Below are 19,678 nucleotides of genomic sequence, written 5' to 3'. Positions count from 1 at the left end.
CGGCATCTCACATCGAACGCGCAGGTCACGACGGTCGCCGGTCTGGAGGGGTTCGGAGTCGTGCTCTCGTGGACCTACGGCCGGGAATTCACAGACGGGACGATCCACAATCTGCGGCATCGTGGTCGCGGCCTAGATCGCCGTGGCGCCGACTCCAGCTCGACCGCTAGCAACTCCAGCCGGAGGGATCATTAACCCCACCCGGGCGAGGATGGACCGGATGCTTGGGTCGGTAATTGGTCGGGCTCATCACGGAGCAACCACACGGATACGGGATGAACCCCAGCATCAATGCGCTCGACATCACCGGCACAGTGGACGCCGCATCATCGCGGAACGAGTCGTCGAACTCTTCGACACGCGGGAGGAAATCACGACCGGACAGGTTCTCGAATACGGCGAGATCGCGGACAGTCCACTCGCTGTGCCCTTGCCCTGCGATTCCTCTACTAGGGACCGACCGGCGAAGCCCCCGTGTCGTCGAGTCGCTGACACCGTCGCCCCACCCGTGGCGGCAGCTACGCTATGCAGCACCCGTCCTGATCCGGTACCCAGCGGAGGTGCATCGTGCGATTCGTTGTCACGGCGATGCGGATAGCGATCCTGGTCGTGACCGTGTTGGCCCTGTTGTCCCGGACGAGCTGCTTCTATATCTACGGATCCTGCGTGGCCATTAACGTGCTGAGCTATTTCACCATCCAGAGCCACGTCGTCATGGTCATCGCCCTGGCTCTCGCCGTGGTGGTCGGGATTCGGGGACAACCAGAACCCCAGTGGCTCACGGTGCTTCGCCTTCTCGCGACGACCTACGTTGTCGTCTCGGGTGGTGTGTTCGCGCTATTGATCCTCGACCAGGAGCTGTCGCCGTTCCTGTTGCAGGCACCGCTCGCATCACGGCTTCTCCATTTCGTGCTGCCCATATACGCGGTGGGCGACTTCGTCTTCGCGACGCACCGACGCCTGCCTTGGAGCGCCGCCTGGCTCTCGCTGGGCTTTCCCATTCTCTGGGCCGGGTACACACTGGTGCGGGGCAACGCGGCGAACTGGTACCCGTACTTCTTTCTCGACCCGAGCGCTGCAGGCGGGTACGGGATGATCAGCGTCTACGCCTTCGGCCTCGCCGTCGTGATTCTCACGCTAGCCACCGCGCTCATCGCGACCACGCGGATGCGGCGCGGCTCCCCCTAGGTCCGGATTCCGGAGCCGAACACGCGACTCGGCCGTCTCACAACGCCAATCAGTAGGCTGAACACATGCCTTTTCCGTCCTTGTCACCGTCGCGCGCTCGCGCCCGGTCCCAAGCGGCATTCCCGAACCGGCTGCTGCTGACCAAGCGCGCCAGCGGAACCAACGGGTGGATGAGTTCGTGGGGCACTAACGCACACGGCGAGATCGCCGGCTGCCCGCCGCCACGCGCCTGACGTCATCCGTCCCTCGTCGCCGAGCCAGCGGATGCCCCCTCCCGCGTCCGCACCAACGAAGGCCTGCCATGACGACATCCACCCCCGTTCCGCTTCCCGCTGACCAGGCGCCTCACTCGATTTGGCGCGGCGTCCACCAGACCCTCAGCAGCGACGTCGTCGGCGGCGCGCTGCTGCTGGGCGCCACCGTGCTGGCGCTCGTGCTCGCGAACACCGGCGCTGCCAGCTTCTACAATTCCATCCGCGACTTCACGTTCGGCCCGGAAGCGCTCCACTTGAACCTCAGCGTCGGCGCGTGGGCGGCCGACGGACTTCTGGCGATCTTCTTCTTCGTCGTCGGCCTCGAACTGAAGGAAGAATTCGTCGCCGGCAAACTCCGCAACCCGCGAACCGCCATGGTCCCGATCGCGGCAGCGGTAGGCGGGGTCGCCGTGCCTGCCCTGTTCTACGTCATTGTCAACGCGCAGTCGGGGGGCGGCGCCCTGCAGGGCTGGGCCATCCCAGCCGCAACGGATATCGCGTTCGCTGTGGCCGTGATCGCCGTCGTCGGCCGGCACCTGCCGCCGGCACTTCGCACGTTCCTGCTCACCCTCGCCGTCGTCGACGACCTCCTCGCGATCTCGATCATCGCCATCTTCTACACCGACGAGATCGCCTTCATCCCCCTCGCCCTCGCCCTCATTCCGCTGGGGCTCTTCGCATTCGCGGTGCAGCGAGGGGTGCGAGCCTGGTGGATCCTGATTCCCCTCGCGGTGACCACCTGGGCACTCGTCCACGCGTCGGGCGTTCACTCCACCGTCGCCGGCGTTCTCCTCGGCTTCATGGTTCCGGTCATCGCCACCACACGCGCACGCGTGAAAGCCGGTACCGACCACGACGGCAAGTCGCTCTACGACGGCCTCGCCGCCCACTTCGCAGACCGGTGGGGTGTCGTCTCCACCGGCTTCGCGGTACCGATCTTCGCCTTCTTCTCCGCCGGTGTCACCGTCGGAGGAATTGCAGGGCTCACCGACTCGCTCACCGACACGATCACGATCGGAATCATCGCCGGACTCGTTCTCGGAAAGGCGGTCGGCATTACGGGCACCACCTTCCTCGTCACCCGAATCCGCGGCCTCAGAATCGATCCGTCGCTTCGCTGGATCGACATGATCGGCATGTCCTTCGTGGCCGGGATCGGCTTCACCGTGTCACTGCTCGTCGGAGACCTCTCCTTCACCCCCGGCAGCGAATCCGACAACCACGTCAAAGTCGGCGTCCTCGCCGGTTCTCTCGTCGCGGCGGTCATCGGAGCCGTCGTTCTTGGCATCCGCGATAGGCATTATCGGAGGCAGTCACCTCACTGAGGCTTCGCGGTGGCGGGTCTGACGTTCGTGAGGGTTGCTCCTACTGCCGACACGTAGTTCCTGTACCGGGCGACTACCCCGCCAGCGCACACGTGACCGGCTACTGGTTTCGGCGGACTGCCCTGACCTGGGAACAACCGAACGGTCTCGTCGAATTTCTCCAAGGCCGTCGACCCGTCGTCTACGTCGGCTTCGGCAGCATGGGATTCGGGGCGAAAGCCGAAGCCCGGGGTCAAGTTGTGCTGCACGCCCTTCAGCAGGCCGGTGTGCGGGCCGTGGGTGCAACCGGTTGGGGCTCCCTTGCCGCTCGATCAACGAACGACATGTTCGTCCTCGACGACGCACCGCACGAATGGCTGGGGACGAATTCGCGAGCTGATCTCGCGGAAGGAGTACGCCGCCGCGGCGACGGCAATCGGCGAGCAGATCGCCACCGAAGACGGCACCGGCGCCGCGGTCGAGGCGCTGCAGTCCATTGAGGCGGCTTTCGCCGCTCGTCGTCTGGCGCCGAACCCCTAGCACGGGCTCAACGCGCGTCGGCCGGCCGCCCTCGATGCCACTGTCTACAACTCTGGTATCCCAAAACCGAGGGCTACGGCTCGTACGGCTCGTACGGCTCGTACGGCTCGTACGGCTCGTACGGCTCGTACGGCTCGTACGGCTCGTACGGGCCGTAGCAGATATGGAGCACGACGAAGCTGGAAATAAGCGATGCATCGCCGATATCGACATCGACCCCAACATGATCCCACCCTCGCCGGTCCCGGAGCGGCGTCCTCGACGCCGGCACCTACCTCGCGACCCGCTCCCCGGTGCCCTTTGAGCTCACCGTCCCAGACGGCGGGGAGACCTTCGATGGCACGGGCCTGGGCAAAGACGACCCGCATCACCCGGATACCTGGAATGCGACTGTCCTCTTCTGAGACGGTATCTATGTCCCGACGGACGCATGCGCCTGGAAGGCGCGCTCGTCCAGCTCGATCCAACGGCTGAGGCTTTCGTCGACGCGATGACAGCGCAGGCATCAGTGGCAACCATCTCTCCCGTCAAAGTCGCGGTGGAAGACTACTCCGGACTTGAGTTCGACTACGCCGTCGAGAGAGGTGCCCAGCGGAGGACATAAGCATCCCGAATCTGAACTGCTGGGTACTTCTCCTCAGGTGAGGGGCACGGGGCGTCGAAGGTCGGCGACCAGCTCCGCGTCGAACCGCTTGCTTCGCGTTACGATCGTCTGGCCTTCCACGGTCAGTGTGCCCTTGACGATGAGGTCGCCTCCTTTGACCGCGACCAGCTGGCCGGCCGCGACGACTGCCGCGCAACCGACGACATCGATAGTGAGCTCGAGCCGGAACTCGAAGCTCGCCACGCGGACCTCGTCGATGAAGAGGTCGACGGTCGGGGTGTAGCTGGTGGTGATACGGTGCGTGACGAGGTCGACGACCTCACGGGCCATCGACCCGACTGTACGTCGGCCGGCGTCCCCAAGTGCCCGGTACTTGACCCAGCCGGTGACGAGAGCCTCCGTCAGGTCGAGGTCGAGCAGCCCCGCTGCGGCGACCCCCACCTCATGGTGGGCAGCTACCCTTGCCGTGTGGGAGAGGGGTTCCAAACCGCCAGCGGTCGTTCCCGGTCCGCGGGCCTTGGACGCTGCCGCGCCGAGCGCGTCCGCCGTGAGGCCGTTGCCACGTCGGTCCATGAAAAGGTCGCGCACCTTGAGGTGCTTGTGGATCGGTTGCGACAGTATCGTCATCGTCTTACCTCCTCAACGTGGTAGTGCGGTTCGTCCGGGTGAGGTTCAATCCGTGCCACGTGTCGAGGTGGCTCGTTCCCGGTTGGTGCTTCGGCGATGCTGCTGGTGGATGCCACCGGGCTCACCAAGTCCGCACGTACGTGCTCGGCCGCCCATACTCGCTCCGCAATGTGGCGCCGTCGTCGCAAGATGGTCCTCGCGGCGACGAGCACGAGCACGAGCACAAGGACGCACATGCCCAGGACCACGCCCCCCACCGATGTTCGGGCGGACGCCACAATCGTGACACCCGACCCGGCGGTAACCAGCGTCCCGGGCGCGGGGTTCTGCGCTTCGATGGTGTCCCCCTCCGACGCGCCCGACACAACCGGCTGCAATCCGAGGCGACCCAGCTCGGTGAGCGCATCTTCCAGCGACATGCCGATGAGGTCGGGCACCACGACCATTTGCGGCGGAAGGACCTGCAGCGCGAGGTCCACGCTCGTTCCCCGCGGCACGTCGGCGCCTGGGACGAGCGACTGCTCGCCCACCAGCTCCCCGCTGCCAGAGACGACACCAACAGAAAGGCCCGCGCCTGCGATGGCGTCCTGCGCCGCAATGCGGGTGAGCCCGACCACGTTGGGAACAGCGACCAACTCCGGTGCGATCACACCGAAGGTGATGTCGACCGACGATTCAACGCGCACCACCGTACCGGGAAGGGGATTTTGGTCGACAACGTCTTCACCAGACCCCGACACTCTCCCTAGCACGAGCGCGGAATCCTCCAGGAGAGCCGCCGCCTGCTCGGACGAGAGGCCGATCAGTTCGGGAACAGTAACCAGCGGGGATGTCACGAGGAAGGTGTTCGCCGCTTCCATGCCCGCGTCGGAAGAGCAGCGGGCGACGACCCGATGCGTCCCGGCTGACGCCGCCGACGGCACGGTGAAGAACACCTCCGCCCTCCCCGATGAGAAGGGCGCGGTCCCAACGTCGCGAAGGCTGCCTTCCTCCTCCCAGAGGAACGTCACGTTGGGGTTCCCTACGTCATCGGACCCAACGAACAGACAGTCCTGAAAACCGGTCGCAACGGCAGTGACCTCCGTCCCCGGCTCACCCTCTGTCGGGTCGACGTCCAACGCCGGCGCGGCCGGAGATGTCACGAGGAAGGTGTTCGCCGCTGCCATGCCCGCGTCGGAAGAGCAGCGGGCGACGACCCTATGCGTCCCGGCTGACGCCGCCGACGGCACGGTGAAGGGCACCTCCGCCCTCCCCGATGAGAAGGGCGCGGTCCCCACGTCGCGAAGGCTGCCTTCCTCCTCCCAGAGGAACGTCACGTTGGGGTTTCCTACGTCATCGGACCCACCGAGCGGACAGTCTTCGAAACCGGTCGCAACGGCAGTGACCTCCGTCCCCGGCTCGCCCTCCATCGGGCGAATGTCCAACGCCCGCGCGGGCGCCTGCACCGCAGCCGCCGGCATGTCCAAACCGAGCGCCGTGAACCCGAGCGCAAACATCGCCAGGATGGCCAGCATTTGTACGGACGATGAAATCCAGCGTGCCATGTCGCGGCTCCTTCCCGCCGCATCCTCCAGTTGCCACGGTCCTCTCGATCTGAGGCGAAGTCAACGGGCGGTCGCTGCTGGGGACGGTACTCCGGGTTTGCGTGTGGCAACCGGTGGTTCGCGCCGCAACTGGAAGGCATTCCAATGAGTTCAACAAGGAAGACCGCGCTCGTGGCAGGCATCTTTTACCTGATCACGTTTGTCTCCATTCCCGCTCTCGCCCTGTACGGCCCAGTGAAGGGTGCGGACTTCATCATCAGCTCCAGCGCTGACAGCGGCGCGCTCTGGGGCGGCTTCGTCGAGGTGCTCGTCGCGCTCACCGGCGTCGGTACAGCCGTCACGCTGTTCCCGGTGGTCAGGCGACAGAACGAAAGCATGGCCCTGGGCTTTGTCGCCAGTCGCGCGATTGAAGCCGCCATGATCTTCGTCGGGGTCGCGAGCATCCCCTCGCTCGTGGCGTTGCGTCAATCGGGGGTTTCCGGGGCGGAGGCGGCCTCGTTGACCACCGCAGGCGAGGGGCTCGTCGCGTTCTACAACGCAGCGTTCTTGGTCGGACAGAGCCTCATGCCGCCCGTGAATGCTGCGCTGTTGGGGACCTTGCTGTATCGATCGCGCCTGGTGCCGCGCGCCGTTACTGGCCTCTCACGTGCACGTCCGGATTCGGACCCTGCGTCATTGAGACGATACTCGCTGGCAATGCCTCCGCATGCGCTCGAAGGTTCGGGGATGAGTAAACCGCAAGCCGGACGGCTAACGGACGCATTTGGCGCAGGTCCTCGTATGCACCCGGGCTGGCCAGCGCTATGCCATTGGGAACCCTCAACGGGAACGTCATGGACGCAGCGAGATCGCTGGAGCGAACCGTTCGAACCGTCGAAATGGCGGGTACAGTGTATTAACAGGAGAGAGATCATGCCTGACAAGTCGCCGCACGAGCATCACGTCAAGAAGCCGGCCGCCAAGACGCTCAAGGAGAAGCGCGCTGAGAAGCACGCGAAGGAGCACGACCACGACATGAGCGCCGCGTCCGATGCGGTGCAAGAGGCGCACAAGGCAGACCAGGCGCACAAGCCGGACGCCGGGCACCGGGGGGATGCCGCGCACAAGAAGCATTAGCGGTAGGCCGCGTCTCCGAGATTGCCTCGCACGCATCTTGCCGAGATCCGGAAGGAGGACGGCGCGGAGGTTGTCAGCGTAGGCGTCGATGGTCTGCCGCGACAGGCGGCCGGCCGTGACAGATAAATGACAGATTAGGGGTCTGAGCGGCCATCGTGGCTCCTGAAGATCCAGGAAGACGGCACCTGGGCGAAGGTGCGGGATGCGACGCTCGGAGCAGCCGTCGCGTTCGAAACGCGGATGCCCCGGGATCGGCTCCGTTCCCGGGTCCCGACCGGACGCCGGTTGCCGCCGTTCCGATGGCGCCAACCGGCATATCCTCGCCGCGCTGAACCCAGGCGCGACCCCGCACTCCCGTCCAAAGGCACCGAAGTGGATATCTTCGTCGACAGCGCAGGAGCATTGGTGAGGGGCTCCGGAGCGTCTCGGAAGGTCGTCTCATCAAAGATCGTGTCTACAACGCTGACGTCAGATCTTTCGGGCGGCGGCATGGGTGCGCAGCGTATCAGTCCGCTGCTACACAGGTTCTGGCTGATTCTGCAATCACATCATTGCTATCCCGCTCGCGGAGCGATCAATGAGCCACCAGCAAGCGCATTGGCTTCATCCAGGATAAGTCGGACGGCGGCAGGGTCGTGGGCGAAGCGTCCGAGGAACAACCCGCGCACGGCCCCCCCGAGCGTCGTGAGTAGCCCGGGTCCGGCGCTGCCTCCATAGATGACTCGACTTTTGACATGGGCGGAGAGGCCGGCGAGATGTTTTTCGAGGCTGGCGACAACGGCCGAGATGTGTTCGGCGGATGCGGGTTCGGGTGCGCCAATCGCCCATTGCGGCTCATATGCCACGAGCAGTGGTCCCGATAGCCCGGCTGAGGCAGTGGCAGTCAGTGCCGAGTCAAGTTGGGATATCACTTTGCGGGCCGCAACAGGAACCGACTCCTGTTCCTGTTCGCCCACGCACAGCAGCGGGGTTAGCCCGTTGCGCAGCGCGGCAGCTGTCTTAGCCGCGATGATGTTCTCGTCTTCGTGGAACAGGAGTCGCCGTTCAGCGTGCCCGATCTCAACCAGCGCGCAGCCGATTTCGGCGAGTTCCGCACCGCTCACCTCTCCGGTGAACGCGCCGCTGTCCGCCCACGATAGGTCCTGGGCCCCTAGACGGACGCCCGATCCGGCGAGGGCGTCGCGCACGGGCGCGAGAGACGGGAAGCTGGGTACGACGAAGACCTCGGCGACACCCCGCGCTACGGCGGGGTGGTCGGCGACGATTTCACCGATCGCGTTGGCCCAACGTATCGCCTGCGCGTGCCCGAAGTACATTTTCAGACTGATGCCGATCGTGAAGTAGGGCGAACTGGTGCGCACTATCAAGGTGCGTCCGAGGAGATCCGGCGCTCGTATTCGGTGATGACGTCGACCTTTTCGGCGGACGCCGAGGTGGGGTCGAAGTGATAGGTCAACCACTCGCGTGCGAGACGTCGGGCGAGTTCGATGCCGACGACGCGTTGCCCGAAGGTCAGGACCTGAGCGTTGTTCGATAGCACGGCTCGCTCGACCGAGAACGAGTCGTGTGCAGTGACTGCGCGGATGCCGGCCACCTTATTGGCGGAGATTGCGACGCCCAGGCCTGTGCCGCAGATGAGCAGGGCGCGGTCGGCATCCCCTCGGGCGATCATCTCGGCCGCCTCGATGGCGATGCTTGGATAGGAAGTGTGGGCGTTGGCGTCGACACCGACGTCGTACACGGAAGCGACAAGCCCGCTCTTCTCCAGGTCGGCCTTCAGTACCTCCTTGTAATCGAAGCCAGCGTCGTCAGATCCAACGACAATACGAAGTTGCTTGTCCATGTGATGCTCCTTAGGGATGGGGACAGTTAGTTTTGGGGCGACGGGTCCAAGAGAGCGCCACCGATCTCGCGGATGATCAGGGCGAGTGATGTCGCGCCCGCGTCCGGGGTGCCGAGGCTTTTCTCGGCGTGTGGCCTCGCTCGGCCCATACGAGGTAACAGGTCGGCGGTCGCCGCGGCCGCATCATCGGCAACTGCGCATGCGGCCCGCCACGTTTCGAAGAGGGAGGCACCATCGGCTACACCCTGACTGAAAGCATCGTTGAATGGTACGAGCACGTCGACCATCGTCTTGTCTCCAACGACCGCGCCAAACTCGAGGATCGCGGCGGTAGCCCGACGGACGCCCGCTGCGATGTTTATCGAGCTCGGAGTGTTCAGGTCGGTGGTCTCCTTGCCAAGGCTCTCGAGGATCGCGCCCCACAGCGCTCCCGATGTCCCGCCTGCTCGGTCAGACCACGCGTCACCCGCAGCATCCAGGACGGTGGCGACACCGGCGCCGGCGGCGACGAGCGCACGCGCTGCCGCGACCGCGGCGGTTGCACCGCGTCTCATTCCGATGCCGTGGTCGCCGTCTCCGGCCACGGCGTCGATCCGTCCGAGCTCGTCCGCGTTTTCGTCGATAGTTCGAAGGGTGGCTTCCAGCGCGAGGAGTACGAGTGCGGCAGCATTCCTTCCTTCGGGCGACGAGTCGGGAATGGTGCGAACAATAGCGTTCTCGACGTCGGCGAGCTCGCCGCTAGGAGACTCGGGTATGGTTCCCTTCTTGTAGCCAGGAGCGTCGACGGGTGCGCGCCAGAAGCCCTCAAGCTCGTCATCCAGCCAGGTAAACGTCAGCGAGACTCCCGCCATGTCGAAACTGGTCACGAGCTCGCCGACCTCAGGCTCCACGATCTCGATCTCGGCTGCGCACAGAGTGCGTCGATCTTCGCGTAGACGACGAACAGTTCCTCGTACTTGACCGAGCCGAGTCCATTCAGGATGAGCGCAACGCGCTGGCCCGAAGCCTGCTCTACGTCGTCTGGCAGCTCTGCGAGCAGGGCTTCGACGAGCAGCACAGCCAATTGGTTGGCGGACGGCACCGCCGCCTCGCCGATTCCGGGCTCCCCATGGATGCCCATACCTATTGCCATTCGGCCCTCAGGGACGGTAAAGAGCGGTTCAGATGCCCCTGGGAGGGAACATCCGCTGAAGGCAACGCCGATGGAACGGGTGCGGTCGTTCGCCTTTGTCGCGACCCTCACGACTTCGTCGAGGTCGTACCCTGCATCGGATGCAGCGCCCGCGGTCTTCAGGACCACCAGGTCGCCTGCGATACCGCGGCGCCGGTGACGATCTGTCGCAGAGGCGCTGGAGATGTCGTCTGTCACGGCGACGGTGCGGGTCTCGATGCCCTCCGAACGAAGGCGTTCCTGGGCCTTGTCGAAATTCAACACGTCCCCGGCGTAGTTGCCGTAACAAAGCAGGACGCCCCCACCCGCATTCGCGGACTTCGCTACAGAGCGGACCTGTTGCCAGGAAGGTGAGGCGAACAAGTTCCCGAGCGCCGCGCCGTGCGTGAGCCCCTGCCCTACCAGACCGCCGAAGGCCGGGTAGTGACCAGAACCACCACCGGTCACGATAGCGACGGCACCCGCCGTTGCCCTAGTCGACCGAACCACTCCGCCGTGCACTCGTCGCACCCAGCGCGAGTTCGCTGCGACGAAGCCGTCGACCATCTCGTCGGCAAAGTCGCCGGGCTCATTGAACAGGCGGGTCATCGCGTGCTCCATGAGTCATCGCAAAGACGGTCGGCGAGCACCATCGACGGTCCAGACCGGGAGAGGGAGCCCATCAGAAACACTGCCGCCAAGGGGGATCCACCCCAAAATGTGTTGTCCATGATGCCTACTTTCTAGAGCCTAAACAGCTCTGTGTTTCGTTGCGTTTTTCCTGCGCCGTGACAAATGGAGTTGCCATTTTCTGAGCCGCCGACGGCTCAGATCCGTCGTATATCGCCCTCGGCTAGCCAAGGCATGGCGAGCGGGCGAGTGTTACTGATATCGGGATACGCCGTAATTCTCGTGAAGGGAACCGGTCAGCTCGCCGAGTGAATCCGGTGTCATTCACCTTTTGACGGCGAGGGAAAGGTTAGGTCCGAGTTCAATCAGACGCCTACCTTCAATGGTTCTGCAGCGGCATCTCTGGTTTTGATCATCCTTTCGCGGCGAGCTCGGCGCATGGCGGAGAAGGAACCCAGCGAAATAGCAAGGACGACGACGATTCCGCTGACTGCCGATTGCCAGTACACGTTGACGCCGAACAACACGATCAGGTTCGAGATGACCGAGATGATTGCTGCTCCGATCGCGCCTCCGAGCGGAGACCCGGTTCCGCCGGTCAGGGCGATGCCGCCGATCACGGCCGCAGCGATGCCGTTGATCGCCCACTCACCACCTATTGAGGTTTGTGAGGACCCGAGCCGGGCGACGTACAACATTCCAGCGAGGCCGGCGACCGTGCCGACGCTCGCGAAGAGCAGAACGCGGATCCGATCGACTCTGATGCCGATCAGGCGGGAGGCTTCGGCGCTGTTTCCGATCGCATAGACGTAGCGCCCAATGGGCGTCCATCTCAGCACAGCGAGCGCAAGGAGGAGGACCACAGCGGCAACAATGAAGGGAATAGGGATCCCGAAGAAGGTGCCTTTGCCGAGGAACAGGATTTCCTCGGGGATACCGGTGATCGCCTTGCCCTTGGTGAGCACAAGGGCGATTCCAGAGTAGACACCTGTCATGCCGATGGTTACGACCAGCGAGTTCAGCCGCAGGCCTGCCACAAGGATTCCATTGATCGCTCCGAACACACCGCCCAGCAACGCTCCGATCACGAAAGCGAGGAATGCGGGGACGCCGTGCTGCACCATCAAGGTTCCTGCCAGGACACCGGAAAGCGACGCGTTGGCGCCGACGGAGAGGTCCAGTTCACCCAACAGGAGGAGCATCGACATCGCCGTAGCGATGAGCACGGCGAAGGCCAGATCGCGCACGAGGGCCTGAATGTTGTACTCCGTCAAGAAGTGTGGTGACCCAACCGATGCAATCACGATCAACGCGACGAGGATCCCGAAGATGGGTAGTAGAGGGGATTTGGTTGCGGCCCTTACCCACGGCGGCGCTCCTGCACCTTTGGCGGCAACTTGGTTTTCGTTATTCATTGACGTTTCCAATCGGGTCCCGGTGTCCAAACATTGCGCTCACGAGTGCCTCCTTGTTGAGGGGCTGGTCAAACTCACTCACCACGCGTCCCTGATTCATTACGATTGCTCGATTCGAGCAGTAGACGATCTCGTCGAGCTCAGACGAAACGAGGATGACTCCCAGCCCTTGCTCCTCTGCCAGGCGGCGCATGAGATCGTAGATTTCGTACTTAGCTCCAACGTCGATTCCCTTGGTGGGCTCGTCGAAGATGACGATCCGGGGAGTGACCATCATCGTTCGCGCGATGATCACTTTTTGCTGATTCCCGCCGCTGAGAAGACGAATCGCGGTGTCGATGGTTGGGAATCTGACGTCGTAGCGCTTGACCTCTTCGAGGACAGCTTGTTTCTCCGTGCCTTGCCGAATTGTGCCCCCCCGAACGAACCCGGAAAGCGACATCATCGAGGTGTTGGCCGCAACGGAAAGCCCTCCAAAGATCCCCAGCCGCTTTCGGTCTTCGGGCAGGTAGGCCAGACCTTCCTTGAGCGACATCTCGGGAGACCGTTTGCGTCGGGATGACCGCCCGCCGGCCCGCTCCCCATCGGCTCCATGAACGGTGATCTCACCCGCGTAAAGCGGGGTGGTCCCATAGATGGACAACATGAGCTCGGTCCGGCCGGCACCGACCAACCCGGAGAACCCCAGGATTTCACCAGCCCGCAACTGGAACGAGACGTCTTGAAAACCAGGTCCGGATGCGCTGCGAACGTCAAGAACAACGTCGCCATCCCCAGAATTCGGCACGAACGACTGTTCCCAGGCAAGTTTTCGGCCGGTCATTTCGCGTATCAGCCAGTCAATATCGACGTTCTCGATGTAGTCCGAGGCGACCGAACGACCGTTGCGGAAGACCGTCACCCGGTCTCCAATGACGGCCAACTCGTCGAGCTTGTGCGAGATGTAGATGACGCCCATGCCCCTTGCCTTAGCGCGACGGACGACCTGGAAGACTCTCGTCGCGTCGTCATCAGTGAGGCTTGAGGTCGGCTCGTCGAGGATGAGGATCTTGGCGTCCTCATGCTGTACGGCCCGTGCGATCTGGACGAGTTGCTGGTCCGCGACAGACAGCTCCGAGACCAGGGTCCGGGGCGTCGCCTTGATCCCATATTCCTCGATGATCGGACGCGCACGCTCCTCGAGCGCCCGGTAGCTGATCGGCGTCGTGACTCCGGTGCGCTCGAAGGGCATGAAGAGGTTCTCCATGACCGACATCTGCATGAAGAGGTCAATTTCCTGGGGGACATACGCGACGGCGGCGAACTGGACGCCGCCCTCCGTCGTAGCTTCTCCAGAGACCTCGATGCGTCCCTTTTCGGGCTTGTACACACCTGTCAAACATTTGATGAGTGTGCTCTTCCCAGCACCGTTCTCACCGACTATGCAATGGACCTCGCCCTCAGCGACGTCGATCGTGATGTCGTTGAGTGCAATAACTCCAGGAAAGACTTTCGTCAAACCTTCTGCTCTTAAAAGCAACCCTCTACCTCATCTCATCTTTCCCGGAGTGACCCTTGAATATGTGTCAGCCGACCTACTTGACCATCTCGATCCACTCGTCCACGTTCTCCGCGTCAATGAATGCAACGCCCGTGTCGACCAGCGCCGGGACCTCAACGCCCAGCGAAGTGAGCCAGAGCATCTGGACCGACATCGCACCCTGCATCTGCGGCATAGTGGACGATGTGGCGTGCATAGTGCCGCTCTTTACGAAATTGAGGACCTCGATCAGGTTGTCCATACCGACGACCTGAATCTCTCCGACCTTCCCTGCCTCTTCGATGGCGGTGGCGACACCGATCGGGCACGCGGCGTCGACACAGAGGTATCCCTTGAGTTCTGGGTTGGCAGCGATTACGGCGGCAGCCTGGGTCTGGGCTTCTTCAATGCTGTCATTAGAGATGCCGCCATCTACGACCTCGATTTCGGGGTACTGGGCAAGGGTGGCGAGGTGCGTGTCGAACCGCTCCACGTGGTTGGGAGCCGTGGGCACGCCGGCCATGACGGCGACGCTTCCCTTCTCATCGATCAGCTCGGCGAGTGCTACGGACGCGAGTCGCGCCTGCTCGGCGAAATCGTTCCCAACGGTAGTCAGGCCCGAACCCTCGGGCGACGGAGCGTCGAAGAGAATCACGGGGATTCCCTGTGCCTGAATCTCCTCAATCACAGCGCGGTTACCGGCGTAGTCGAGCGGGTCCAGAGCGATGCCGTCCGGCTGCGTTGCTGCTGCCTGCTCAAGCACCGAGTTCTGCTCGGCCACGTCTGCGTTCTGGGGGGCACGGTAGTCAACTGTGACGTCAACACCCAGCTGCTCAGAGAGGAGCTCGGCCTGCGCCGCGGCGCCCTTGTTCACCTCGTCGAACCAGGGATGAATGACCTTGGGGACGATGACGAAACGGAGATCCTCCTTCGCCACGCCCGCTGCTTGCCCCTCGCTACTGTCGCCTCCCCCGGCGGTGCAGCCTGTGAGCACCAGCGCCATAGAGACAGCGGCGATAATTCCGACCTTGACACGATTCACGAAGTTTCTCCTTATGGAACAGCGAATATTTTGCGGATTGCAGCGACGCCAGCCAGGGAGCCGACGGTTAGTCGGCAGCCAGCGTCTATCTGGTGAGTAAAAAGGATTCGACCCAGGTGATGGGCGAACCACCATGCCCGTGGCTACAAGGACATCCCTTGCACGCTGTGACGGACAGGCTTGTACGAAGTTGATTTGTGTCTGACTAGGTAGTCAGTACCGAGCCGGACTGGCCAGTCACTGCCGGGACCGGTGCGTCGTGTGACGTCATCGACGTGACGAGTCCCCCGGCCGAAACCAATCCCGTGATGCTTTTGGCGCGTGTGGGCTCGACCATCGAGTGAAGTAACGAGCCATTCTTCATTGAACCTCCCTAGCGCGAATCGGACCCCCGACAGGGATCGGGGTCCGAACTGTGTTTCGTTTGGCACTGAACATAACACACAAATAGTGATTAGTAGAGTTTCATTGTTACATTGCAGGTCTCAATGTTAGATTCGCGCAGCGGCAAAGAATTATGCAATCTAAGATGAGACAAATCGTGATATTTCTCCGGAAGAAACAGAAATGACAATGATGCCGAAGCCAGGATCAGAGGACCCGCACACAGCGAGCCAAATCGGGAGTCGCTCGAAGGTTGCGCGGCTGCACCACATAACCGAGATGGTCCGGAACCAGGGCTTCGTCGCCGTCGACATACTGGCCGAGACACTCGACGTGAGCCGAATGACCATTCACCGCGATCTCGACGACCTGGAGAGATCGCGAGTCCTACGGAAAGTTCGCGGTGGCGCGTCCGTCGAGCGCACCTCCACGTTTGAAAGCGACTTCGACTATCGAGCCAACGCTCTTCTAAGGGAGAAGCAATTCATCGCGGCCGCGGCGGCGGCTCTCGCGAACGACGGCGACGTCGTCGTGGTGGACGACTCTTCCACGACCACCCACGTGATTCAACACCTCCGAAACCTCGAAGGAATCACTGTCGTCAGCAACTCCTTACCCGTTATCGAGGAGGTCACACGTGAGCCTGGGCTAAATCTCATCACCCTCGGCGGCCAGTTCCGTCCGCGTTACCAGTGCTTCCTCGGGCTGCTGTGCGAGAAATCCTTGGCCGACCTTTACGCCGACATCCTGTTTGCATCATCGTCCGCGGTCCTTGGCACAGATGTGTTCCATCAGGACGAACCCGTCGTGAAAGCGAAACAGGCGATGATGCGCGCGTCACGTCGACGCGTGCTGATGGTCGACCACACGAAGCTCGGCCGCGGCGCACTCCACCGGGTGGGGTCGGTGGCCGACTTCACTGACGTCGTGGTCGACGAACGCGGCGATCCGTCACTCCTGGACGCGATCCGGGAAACCGGGGTCAATGTGATCGTGGTTCCTGTGCCCCATCGGCTCAACGCCCCCGAGACACCATAGCGCGCCCGATGCGGTCGCAGCTACCGACAGTCAGTTTGTCGTGCCGCACTCCTCCGCGGCGCGGCACGACGACCAACCGCGCAGTCGTCTCGTACGACTCGTACCTCAAGTACGAGAGGCATTAAGTCGACGCTTCCAGCACCGGATGCCGAGGATCCGGGATCACTGGTGTCGCTCTGGACGATGAGCGGTAGGCCGCATATCCGGGGCTGCCTCGCCCGGCGATGACATCTGCCTCGCGGGAGGCAGCAGCGGCTAGGGCTGCGCTGGTCCGAAAGTTTGCAGAGGATCTGCCGTCGAGGGGTCAACATGTTCGACGGGTCGAACGTAATACTGTTCGGTGACCGCTGTTGAGGAGTGTCCGAGCATGTCAGCCGCGACCCGCGTTCCGAGCTTTTTGTCGACCGCCCCGGCAGCCGTCTATGGCAAGGGCTTCGCCGATCCGTGCGCCGGTGCCGAGGATGACGTCGAAAATGAGAGCCAGCTGGCCGTCTGGCTTCGGCCCCATCACCGTGCCTTTAGTGCGCCATTCGGCGATGATCCGCCAGATGTGGGTGAGCTCGTCGACATTCAGAACTTTGACCTGTGCTTCTTGGGGGGCTCGGTCATCTGGACGGGGTTTGCTCGAATCGCGTCGTGACGCACGGCCAATGCCATGACCTGAGAGAGGACGATCTTTTCCGCGTCGCGCTCGGGACGGGTGATCCACGGCCAGTTGTCTGAAATACCTGTCGATACGTCTGCCTTCTGCGCCTCTGTGTACTCGGCGAGCTTTCTCTTCAGCTCGCGCTGAGCTGCTCCGCCGGTCGCGCCGGTCGCGCCGAACCGAAATGTAGCCACCGTTGTAGGCGCGGAACCGGGTGCTCGCGTAGAAGATGCGCTCACGGACCCTTTTTGACCGCGATCGTTCCGAAGGTCCCGATCGGCTGGACGGGCCTAGTCATCGAGCCGCTCCTGAATCCAGTCCCGGATCGCGCTCTCTGGGCGGAGGGCACGGCCGAGTTTCACGGCCTTCGGGCCGCGGTGGTCGTAGAGCGTTGCGACCGGGATGCCGAGGTAATCGGAGAGATCCTGGACCGTCGGGCTACCTGCGCGGAAATACAGGAGAGTTGGTGCACCCCCCGGGACTTGAACCCGGAACCCACTGATTAAGAGTCAGTTGCTCTGCCGATTGAGCTAGAGGTGCGTATTTTGGCCCGTAAACAGCGCGGCGGGCCGTGGAAAAGATTAGCATGCGATCCGCGCCTTTCGCCAATCGAGCCTGTCAGCCGCGAGGCATCCTGCCACCTCCTCGACGCTATCGTGGGAGCATGACCAGCACTCCCCCGTCCCTCGCCGACGACCTCGCCCTGGCCCTCCGTCTGGCGGATGCCGCCGACGCGATCTCTCTCGATCGCTTCCGCTCGGGGACACTTGAAGTGTCGACCAAACCGGATGCGACGCACGTCACAGACGCCGACCTCGCCGTCGAACGGGCGCTGCGCGACATCCTCACCGCCGAACGGCCCGACGACGGCATTCTTGGTGAGGAATATGGGACCGCAGGGTCGGTCGAACGCCAGTGGATTCTCGACCCCATCGACGGCACCGCTAATTTCCTGCGGGGCGTCCCCAACTGGGCGACGCTCATCAGCCTCGCCGTGGATGGTGTCCCCGTCGTCGGAGTGGCCAGCGCTCCGGCGTTCGGCAGACGGTGGTGGGCGGCGGACGGCGCCGGCGCCTGGCTCGCCGAAGACGAAACGGAGCCCAGGCAGCTTCGTGTGTCAGGTGTGCGGAAGCTGGAGGACGCGTCGTTCAGCTTCCAGAGCATCGCGCAATGGGATGAGGCCGGCTACCTCGACCAGCTCATCAGCCTGTCGCGGACGGTCTGGCGGGACCGCGCGTACGGCGACATGTGGTCGTACGGGCTTCTCGCCGAGGGACTTCTCGACATGGTCGCCGAGTTCGACGTCAAGGAATATGACATCGCCCCGTTCGTGGTCCTGGTTCGCGAGGCCGGTGGAAGATTCACCGCGATCGACGGAACGGACACGATCGCCGGCCGCAGTTCTCTGGCGACCAACGGCATCCTCCACGAGCAGGTACTCGAGGCCCTCAGGCACGAGGGGACGGCCGAGGGCAAGGGCCTCTGATCCGTACGCAGCGGGGCCTAGCATTTTGCTATGAGCAAGCGAACCCCTGAGCCCGTCTACACAACTGCGATCGCGGTCGGCCGGCTGGTTTTCGGCGCGCTCCGCCTCAAACCGACCGTCACCGGCGCCGAGCACCTGCCCGAAACCGGCGGCGCCATTCTGGCCATCACACATTTCGGCTACATGGATTTCGCGCTGACCGAGTGGATGGTGTGGCACCATAACGGGCGTCGCATCCGCTTTCTTGCCAAGAAGGGCGCGTTCGACAAGCCGGTCGTCGGCTGGCTGCTGCGCGGTATGCGCCACATCTCGGTGGATATGACGTCCGGGGCTACGGCATACGGTCAGGCAATCACAGCGTTGAAAGCCGGCGAACTCCTTGGCGTGTTTCCGGAGGCGGGGGTGAACCGGTCGTTCACCGTTCGCGAGCTGAAGACGGGCACGGTGCGGATGGCTGCCGAGGCCGGGGTCCCGATTGTCCCGATCGCGGTCTGGGGCGGACACCGGCTCCTGACCAAAGGCCGCAAGCCCACGCTGGCCGAAGCCCGCAACGTTCCCATCAGCTTCGCGATCGGCGCTCCGTTCGCTCCGGATGCCGCCCTCGACGTCGAGGAACAGACCACGGCGCTCCGAGCGTCGATGCAGAAGCTCCTCGACGAAGCTCAGGCGAACTACCCGGACAACGGCACGGGCACGTGGTGGCAGCCGGCACATCTCGGCGGTACGGCGCCGACCCCGGAAGAAGCAGCGGTGCTGGAAGCCGAACGTCAGCGTCGAAAAGCAGCCGAGGCCGCAGCCCGGTCCCGGTGAGCGTCGCGCGACGGATCAGGCCGGCTGGGGCGTCGGAAGGAGGCCCGGCAGTGCGTCGACGAGCGGCGCCAGTTCCGGGAGAGCGGATGCGTCACTGAGCGCACGTTCCAGCGCCTCGTTGTAGATGGGTTGCGCCTGCGCGAGCAGGTCCGCGCCTTGGGCCGTGAGCTCGGTGTAGATACCGCGCCGGTCGTCCGCACAGAGGATCCGCGTCAGCAGGTTGCGGTCTTCGAGCCGGTTCACGAGCCGGGTCGTCGCACTCGGGCTGAGCGCGGTCGCGCGAGCGAGTTGCTGCATTCGCATGTGCCAGCCCTGCTGGCGACTCAGCGCGTCGAGCACGGTGTACTCCACGGCCGAGAGCAACACCGCGGCCTGCAACGCTCGTTCGAGTTCAGTCTCGACCAGCCCGTGCAGTGCGGCGAGCGTGCGCCATCCCTGTGTCCTCACTTCGACGGCATCGTCTTCGATACTCATGTACCCTCCACCGACTCATTCCAGTTGCTTGCGCTGGTTAGTTGCGCGTGCAATGATTTATCCC

At 63.5% G+C, this 19,678-nt stretch carries 19 protein-coding genes, 1 tRNA gene and 1 pseudogene; 10 read left to right on the top strand and 11 right to left on the bottom strand.

Going from position 1 to position 19,678, the window contains the following annotated elements:
* The first annotated feature begins 666 nt into the window (after positions 1–666).
* From BM197_RS04220 to BM197_RS16215, 5 genes are all read left to right on the top strand, one after another.
* Positions 667–1,188: a Pr6Pr family membrane protein gene (locus BM197_RS04220; protein WP_143094987.1), complete on the top strand. Its 522-nt coding sequence runs from the start codon at positions 667–669 to the stop codon at positions 1,186–1,188.
* A 65-nt stretch (positions 1,189–1,253) separates the two neighbouring features.
* Positions 1,254–1,421, top strand: coding sequence for a hypothetical protein (locus BM197_RS16220; protein ID WP_177216718.1), 168 nt, complete (start codon positions 1,254–1,256; stop codon positions 1,419–1,421).
* A gap of 68 nt (positions 1,422–1,489) precedes the next feature.
* Positions 1,490–2,767 carry a Na+/H+ antiporter NhaA gene (nhaA, locus tag BM197_RS04215; protein ID WP_090709124.1) on the top strand — a complete coding sequence of 426 codons (1,278 nt, stop codon included), beginning with the start codon at positions 1,490–1,492 and terminating at the stop codon, positions 2,765–2,767.
* A gap of 300 nt (positions 2,768–3,067) precedes the next feature.
* On the top strand, positions 3,068–3,286 hold the full coding sequence (locus BM197_RS04210) for a hypothetical protein (protein ID WP_090709122.1): 219 nt from the start codon (positions 3,068–3,070) through the stop codon (positions 3,284–3,286).
* A 430-nt stretch (positions 3,287–3,716) separates the two neighbouring features.
* Entirely contained in the window at positions 3,717–3,890 is a 174-nt protein-coding gene (locus BM197_RS16215) for a hypothetical protein (protein ID WP_177216717.1), read from the top strand.
* A 33-nt stretch (positions 3,891–3,923) separates the two neighbouring features.
* On the opposite strand, the gene BM197_RS04200 is transcribed toward BM197_RS16215, so the two are convergent.
* Together BM197_RS04200 and BM197_RS04195 are read right to left on the bottom strand one after the other, a co-directional pair.
* On the bottom strand, positions 3,924–4,517 hold the full coding sequence (locus BM197_RS04200; RefSeq protein WP_090709118.1) for a hypothetical protein: 594 nt from the start codon (positions 4,515–4,517) through the stop codon (positions 3,924–3,926).
* Positions 4,514–6,061, bottom strand: coding sequence for a PASTA domain-containing protein (locus BM197_RS04195; protein ID WP_090709116.1), 1,548 nt, complete (start codon positions 6,059–6,061; stop codon positions 4,514–4,516). The genes BM197_RS04200 and BM197_RS04195 overlap by 4 nt, the downstream gene beginning before the upstream one ends.
* A 144-nt stretch (positions 6,062–6,205) precedes the next feature.
* Here BM197_RS04195 and BM197_RS04190 point away from each other — a divergent pair, with 144 nt between their 5' ends.
* Positions 6,206–7,177, top strand: a complete 972-nt coding sequence (locus tag BM197_RS04190; protein ID WP_090709114.1) for a DUF4386 domain-containing protein — start codon at positions 6,206–6,208, stop codon at positions 7,175–7,177.
* Between the two features lie 554 nt (positions 7,178–7,731).
* On the opposite strand, the gene BM197_RS04185 is transcribed toward BM197_RS04190, so the two are convergent.
* The 7 genes and pseudogenes from BM197_RS04185 to BM197_RS04160 form a co-directional block, all read right to left on the bottom strand.
* A complete protein-coding gene (locus tag BM197_RS04185) occupies positions 7,732–8,538 on the bottom strand; it encodes a triose-phosphate isomerase family protein (protein WP_342714555.1) in 807 nt (268 codons plus the stop codon).
* 2 nt (positions 8,539–8,540) lie between these two features.
* Positions 8,541–9,020, bottom strand: coding sequence for a ribose-5-phosphate isomerase (locus tag BM197_RS04180; RefSeq protein ID WP_090709112.1), 480 nt, complete (start codon positions 9,018–9,020; stop codon positions 8,541–8,543).
* 26 nt (positions 9,021–9,046) lie between these two features.
* The gene (locus BM197_RS16780) at positions 9,047–9,574 is read right to left on the bottom strand and encodes a DAK2 domain-containing protein (RefSeq protein ID WP_342714554.1); all 528 of its coding nucleotides are present in this window, start codon (positions 9,572–9,574) and stop codon (positions 9,047–9,049) included.
* 279 nt (positions 9,575–9,853) lie between these two features.
* Positions 9,854–10,737: pseudogene (locus BM197_RS16775) on the bottom strand (dihydroxyacetone kinase subunit DhaK); the annotation flags it as partial.
* A 428-nt stretch (positions 10,738–11,165) separates the two neighbouring features.
* The gene (locus tag BM197_RS04170; RefSeq protein WP_218151815.1) at positions 11,166–12,074 is read right to left on the bottom strand and encodes an ABC transporter permease; all 909 of its coding nucleotides are present in this window, start codon (positions 12,072–12,074) and stop codon (positions 11,166–11,168) included.
* A gap of 133 nt (positions 12,075–12,207) precedes the next feature.
* Positions 12,208–13,713: a sugar ABC transporter ATP-binding protein gene (locus BM197_RS04165; RefSeq protein ID WP_177216716.1), complete on the bottom strand. Its 1,506-nt coding sequence runs from the start codon at positions 13,711–13,713 to the stop codon at positions 12,208–12,210.
* Between the two features lie 76 nt (positions 13,714–13,789).
* Entirely contained in the window at positions 13,790–14,776 is a 987-nt protein-coding gene (locus BM197_RS04160; protein WP_218151814.1) for a substrate-binding domain-containing protein, read from the bottom strand.
* Positions 14,777–15,343: 567 nt separating this feature from the next.
* Here BM197_RS04160 and BM197_RS04155 point away from each other — a divergent pair.
* Positions 15,344–16,198, top strand: coding sequence for a DeoR/GlpR family DNA-binding transcription regulator (locus BM197_RS04155; RefSeq protein WP_090709107.1), 855 nt, complete (start codon positions 15,344–15,346; stop codon positions 16,196–16,198).
* Between the two features lie 367 nt (positions 16,199–16,565).
* Positions 16,566–16,838: a hypothetical protein gene (locus BM197_RS04150; RefSeq protein ID WP_090709105.1), complete on the top strand. Its 273-nt coding sequence runs from the start codon at positions 16,566–16,568 to the stop codon at positions 16,836–16,838.
* A gap of 470 nt (positions 16,839–17,308) precedes the next feature.
* On the opposite strand, the gene BM197_RS04145 is transcribed toward BM197_RS04150, so the two are convergent.
* A tRNA-Lys gene (locus BM197_RS04145) sits at positions 17,309–17,384 on the bottom strand.
* A gap of 124 nt (positions 17,385–17,508) precedes the next feature.
* Here BM197_RS04145 and BM197_RS04140 point away from each other — a divergent pair.
* Positions 17,509–18,330 carry an inositol monophosphatase family protein gene (locus BM197_RS04140; protein WP_090709103.1) on the top strand — a complete coding sequence of 274 codons (822 nt, stop codon included), beginning with the start codon at positions 17,509–17,511 and terminating at the stop codon, positions 18,328–18,330.
* A gap of 30 nt (positions 18,331–18,360) precedes the next feature.
* On the top strand, positions 18,361–19,140 hold the full coding sequence (locus BM197_RS04135; protein WP_090709101.1) for a lysophospholipid acyltransferase family protein: 780 nt from the start codon (positions 18,361–18,363) through the stop codon (positions 19,138–19,140).
* 15 nt (positions 19,141–19,155) lie between these two features.
* Here BM197_RS04135 and BM197_RS04130 read toward each other — a convergent pair whose 3' ends face one another.
* Positions 19,156–19,614 carry a MarR family winged helix-turn-helix transcriptional regulator gene (locus tag BM197_RS04130; RefSeq protein ID WP_090709099.1) on the bottom strand — a complete coding sequence of 153 codons (459 nt, stop codon included), beginning with the start codon at positions 19,612–19,614 and terminating at the stop codon, positions 19,156–19,158.
* Positions 19,615–19,678 lie beyond the last annotated feature (64 nt).

Origin of the sequence: Mycetocola miduiensis, from assembly GCF_900115155.1 — a bacterium.
GTDB lineage: Bacteria > Actinomycetota > Actinomycetes > Actinomycetales > Microbacteriaceae > Mycetocola_A > Mycetocola_A miduiensis.
This window is presented reverse-complemented; position numbering and strand designations above follow the sequence as displayed.

What these genes read in the sequence shown, in the direction of transcription:
- BM197_RS04135 (WP_090709101.1), top strand. Translation starts at nt 18,361, where the DNA reads ATGAGCAAGCGAACCCCTGAGCCCGTCTACACAACTGCGATCGCGGTC.
- BM197_RS04200 (WP_090709118.1), bottom strand. Translation starts at nt 4,517, where the DNA reads ATGACGATACTGTCGCAACCGATCCACAAGCACCTCAAGGTGCGCGAC.
- BM197_RS04190 (WP_090709114.1), top strand. Translation starts at nt 6,206, where the DNA reads ATGAGTTCAACAAGGAAGACCGCGCTCGTGGCAGGCATCTTTTACCTG.
- BM197_RS04155 (WP_090709107.1), top strand. Translation starts at nt 15,344, where the DNA reads ATGACAATGATGCCGAAGCCAGGATCAGAGGACCCGCACACAGCGAGC.
- BM197_RS16215 (WP_177216717.1), top strand. Translation starts at nt 3,717, where the DNA reads ATGCGCCTGGAAGGCGCGCTCGTCCAGCTCGATCCAACGGCTGAGGCT.
- BM197_RS04140 (WP_090709103.1), top strand. Translation starts at nt 17,509, where the DNA reads ATGACCAGCACTCCCCCGTCCCTCGCCGACGACCTCGCCCTGGCCCTC.
- nhaA (WP_090709124.1), top strand. Translation starts at nt 1,490, where the DNA reads ATGACGACATCCACCCCCGTTCCGCTTCCCGCTGACCAGGCGCCTCAC.
- BM197_RS16780 (WP_342714554.1), bottom strand. Translation starts at nt 9,574, where the DNA reads ATGAGACGCGGTGCAACCGCCGCGGTCGCGGCAGCGCGTGCGCTCGTC.
- BM197_RS16220 (WP_177216718.1), top strand. Translation starts at nt 1,254, where the DNA reads ATGCCTTTTCCGTCCTTGTCACCGTCGCGCGCTCGCGCCCGGTCCCAA.
- BM197_RS04130 (WP_090709099.1), bottom strand. Translation starts at nt 19,614, where the DNA reads ATGAGTATCGAAGACGATGCCGTCGAAGTGAGGACACAGGGATGGCGC.
- BM197_RS04195 (WP_090709116.1), bottom strand. Translation starts at nt 6,061, where the DNA reads ATGGCACGCTGGATTTCATCGTCCGTACAAATGCTGGCCATCCTGGCG.
- BM197_RS04180 (WP_090709112.1), bottom strand. Translation starts at nt 9,020, where the DNA reads ATGGACAAGCAACTTCGTATTGTCGTTGGATCTGACGACGCTGGCTTC.
- BM197_RS04150 (WP_090709105.1), top strand. Translation starts at nt 16,566, where the DNA reads ATGTCAGCCGCGACCCGCGTTCCGAGCTTTTTGTCGACCGCCCCGGCA.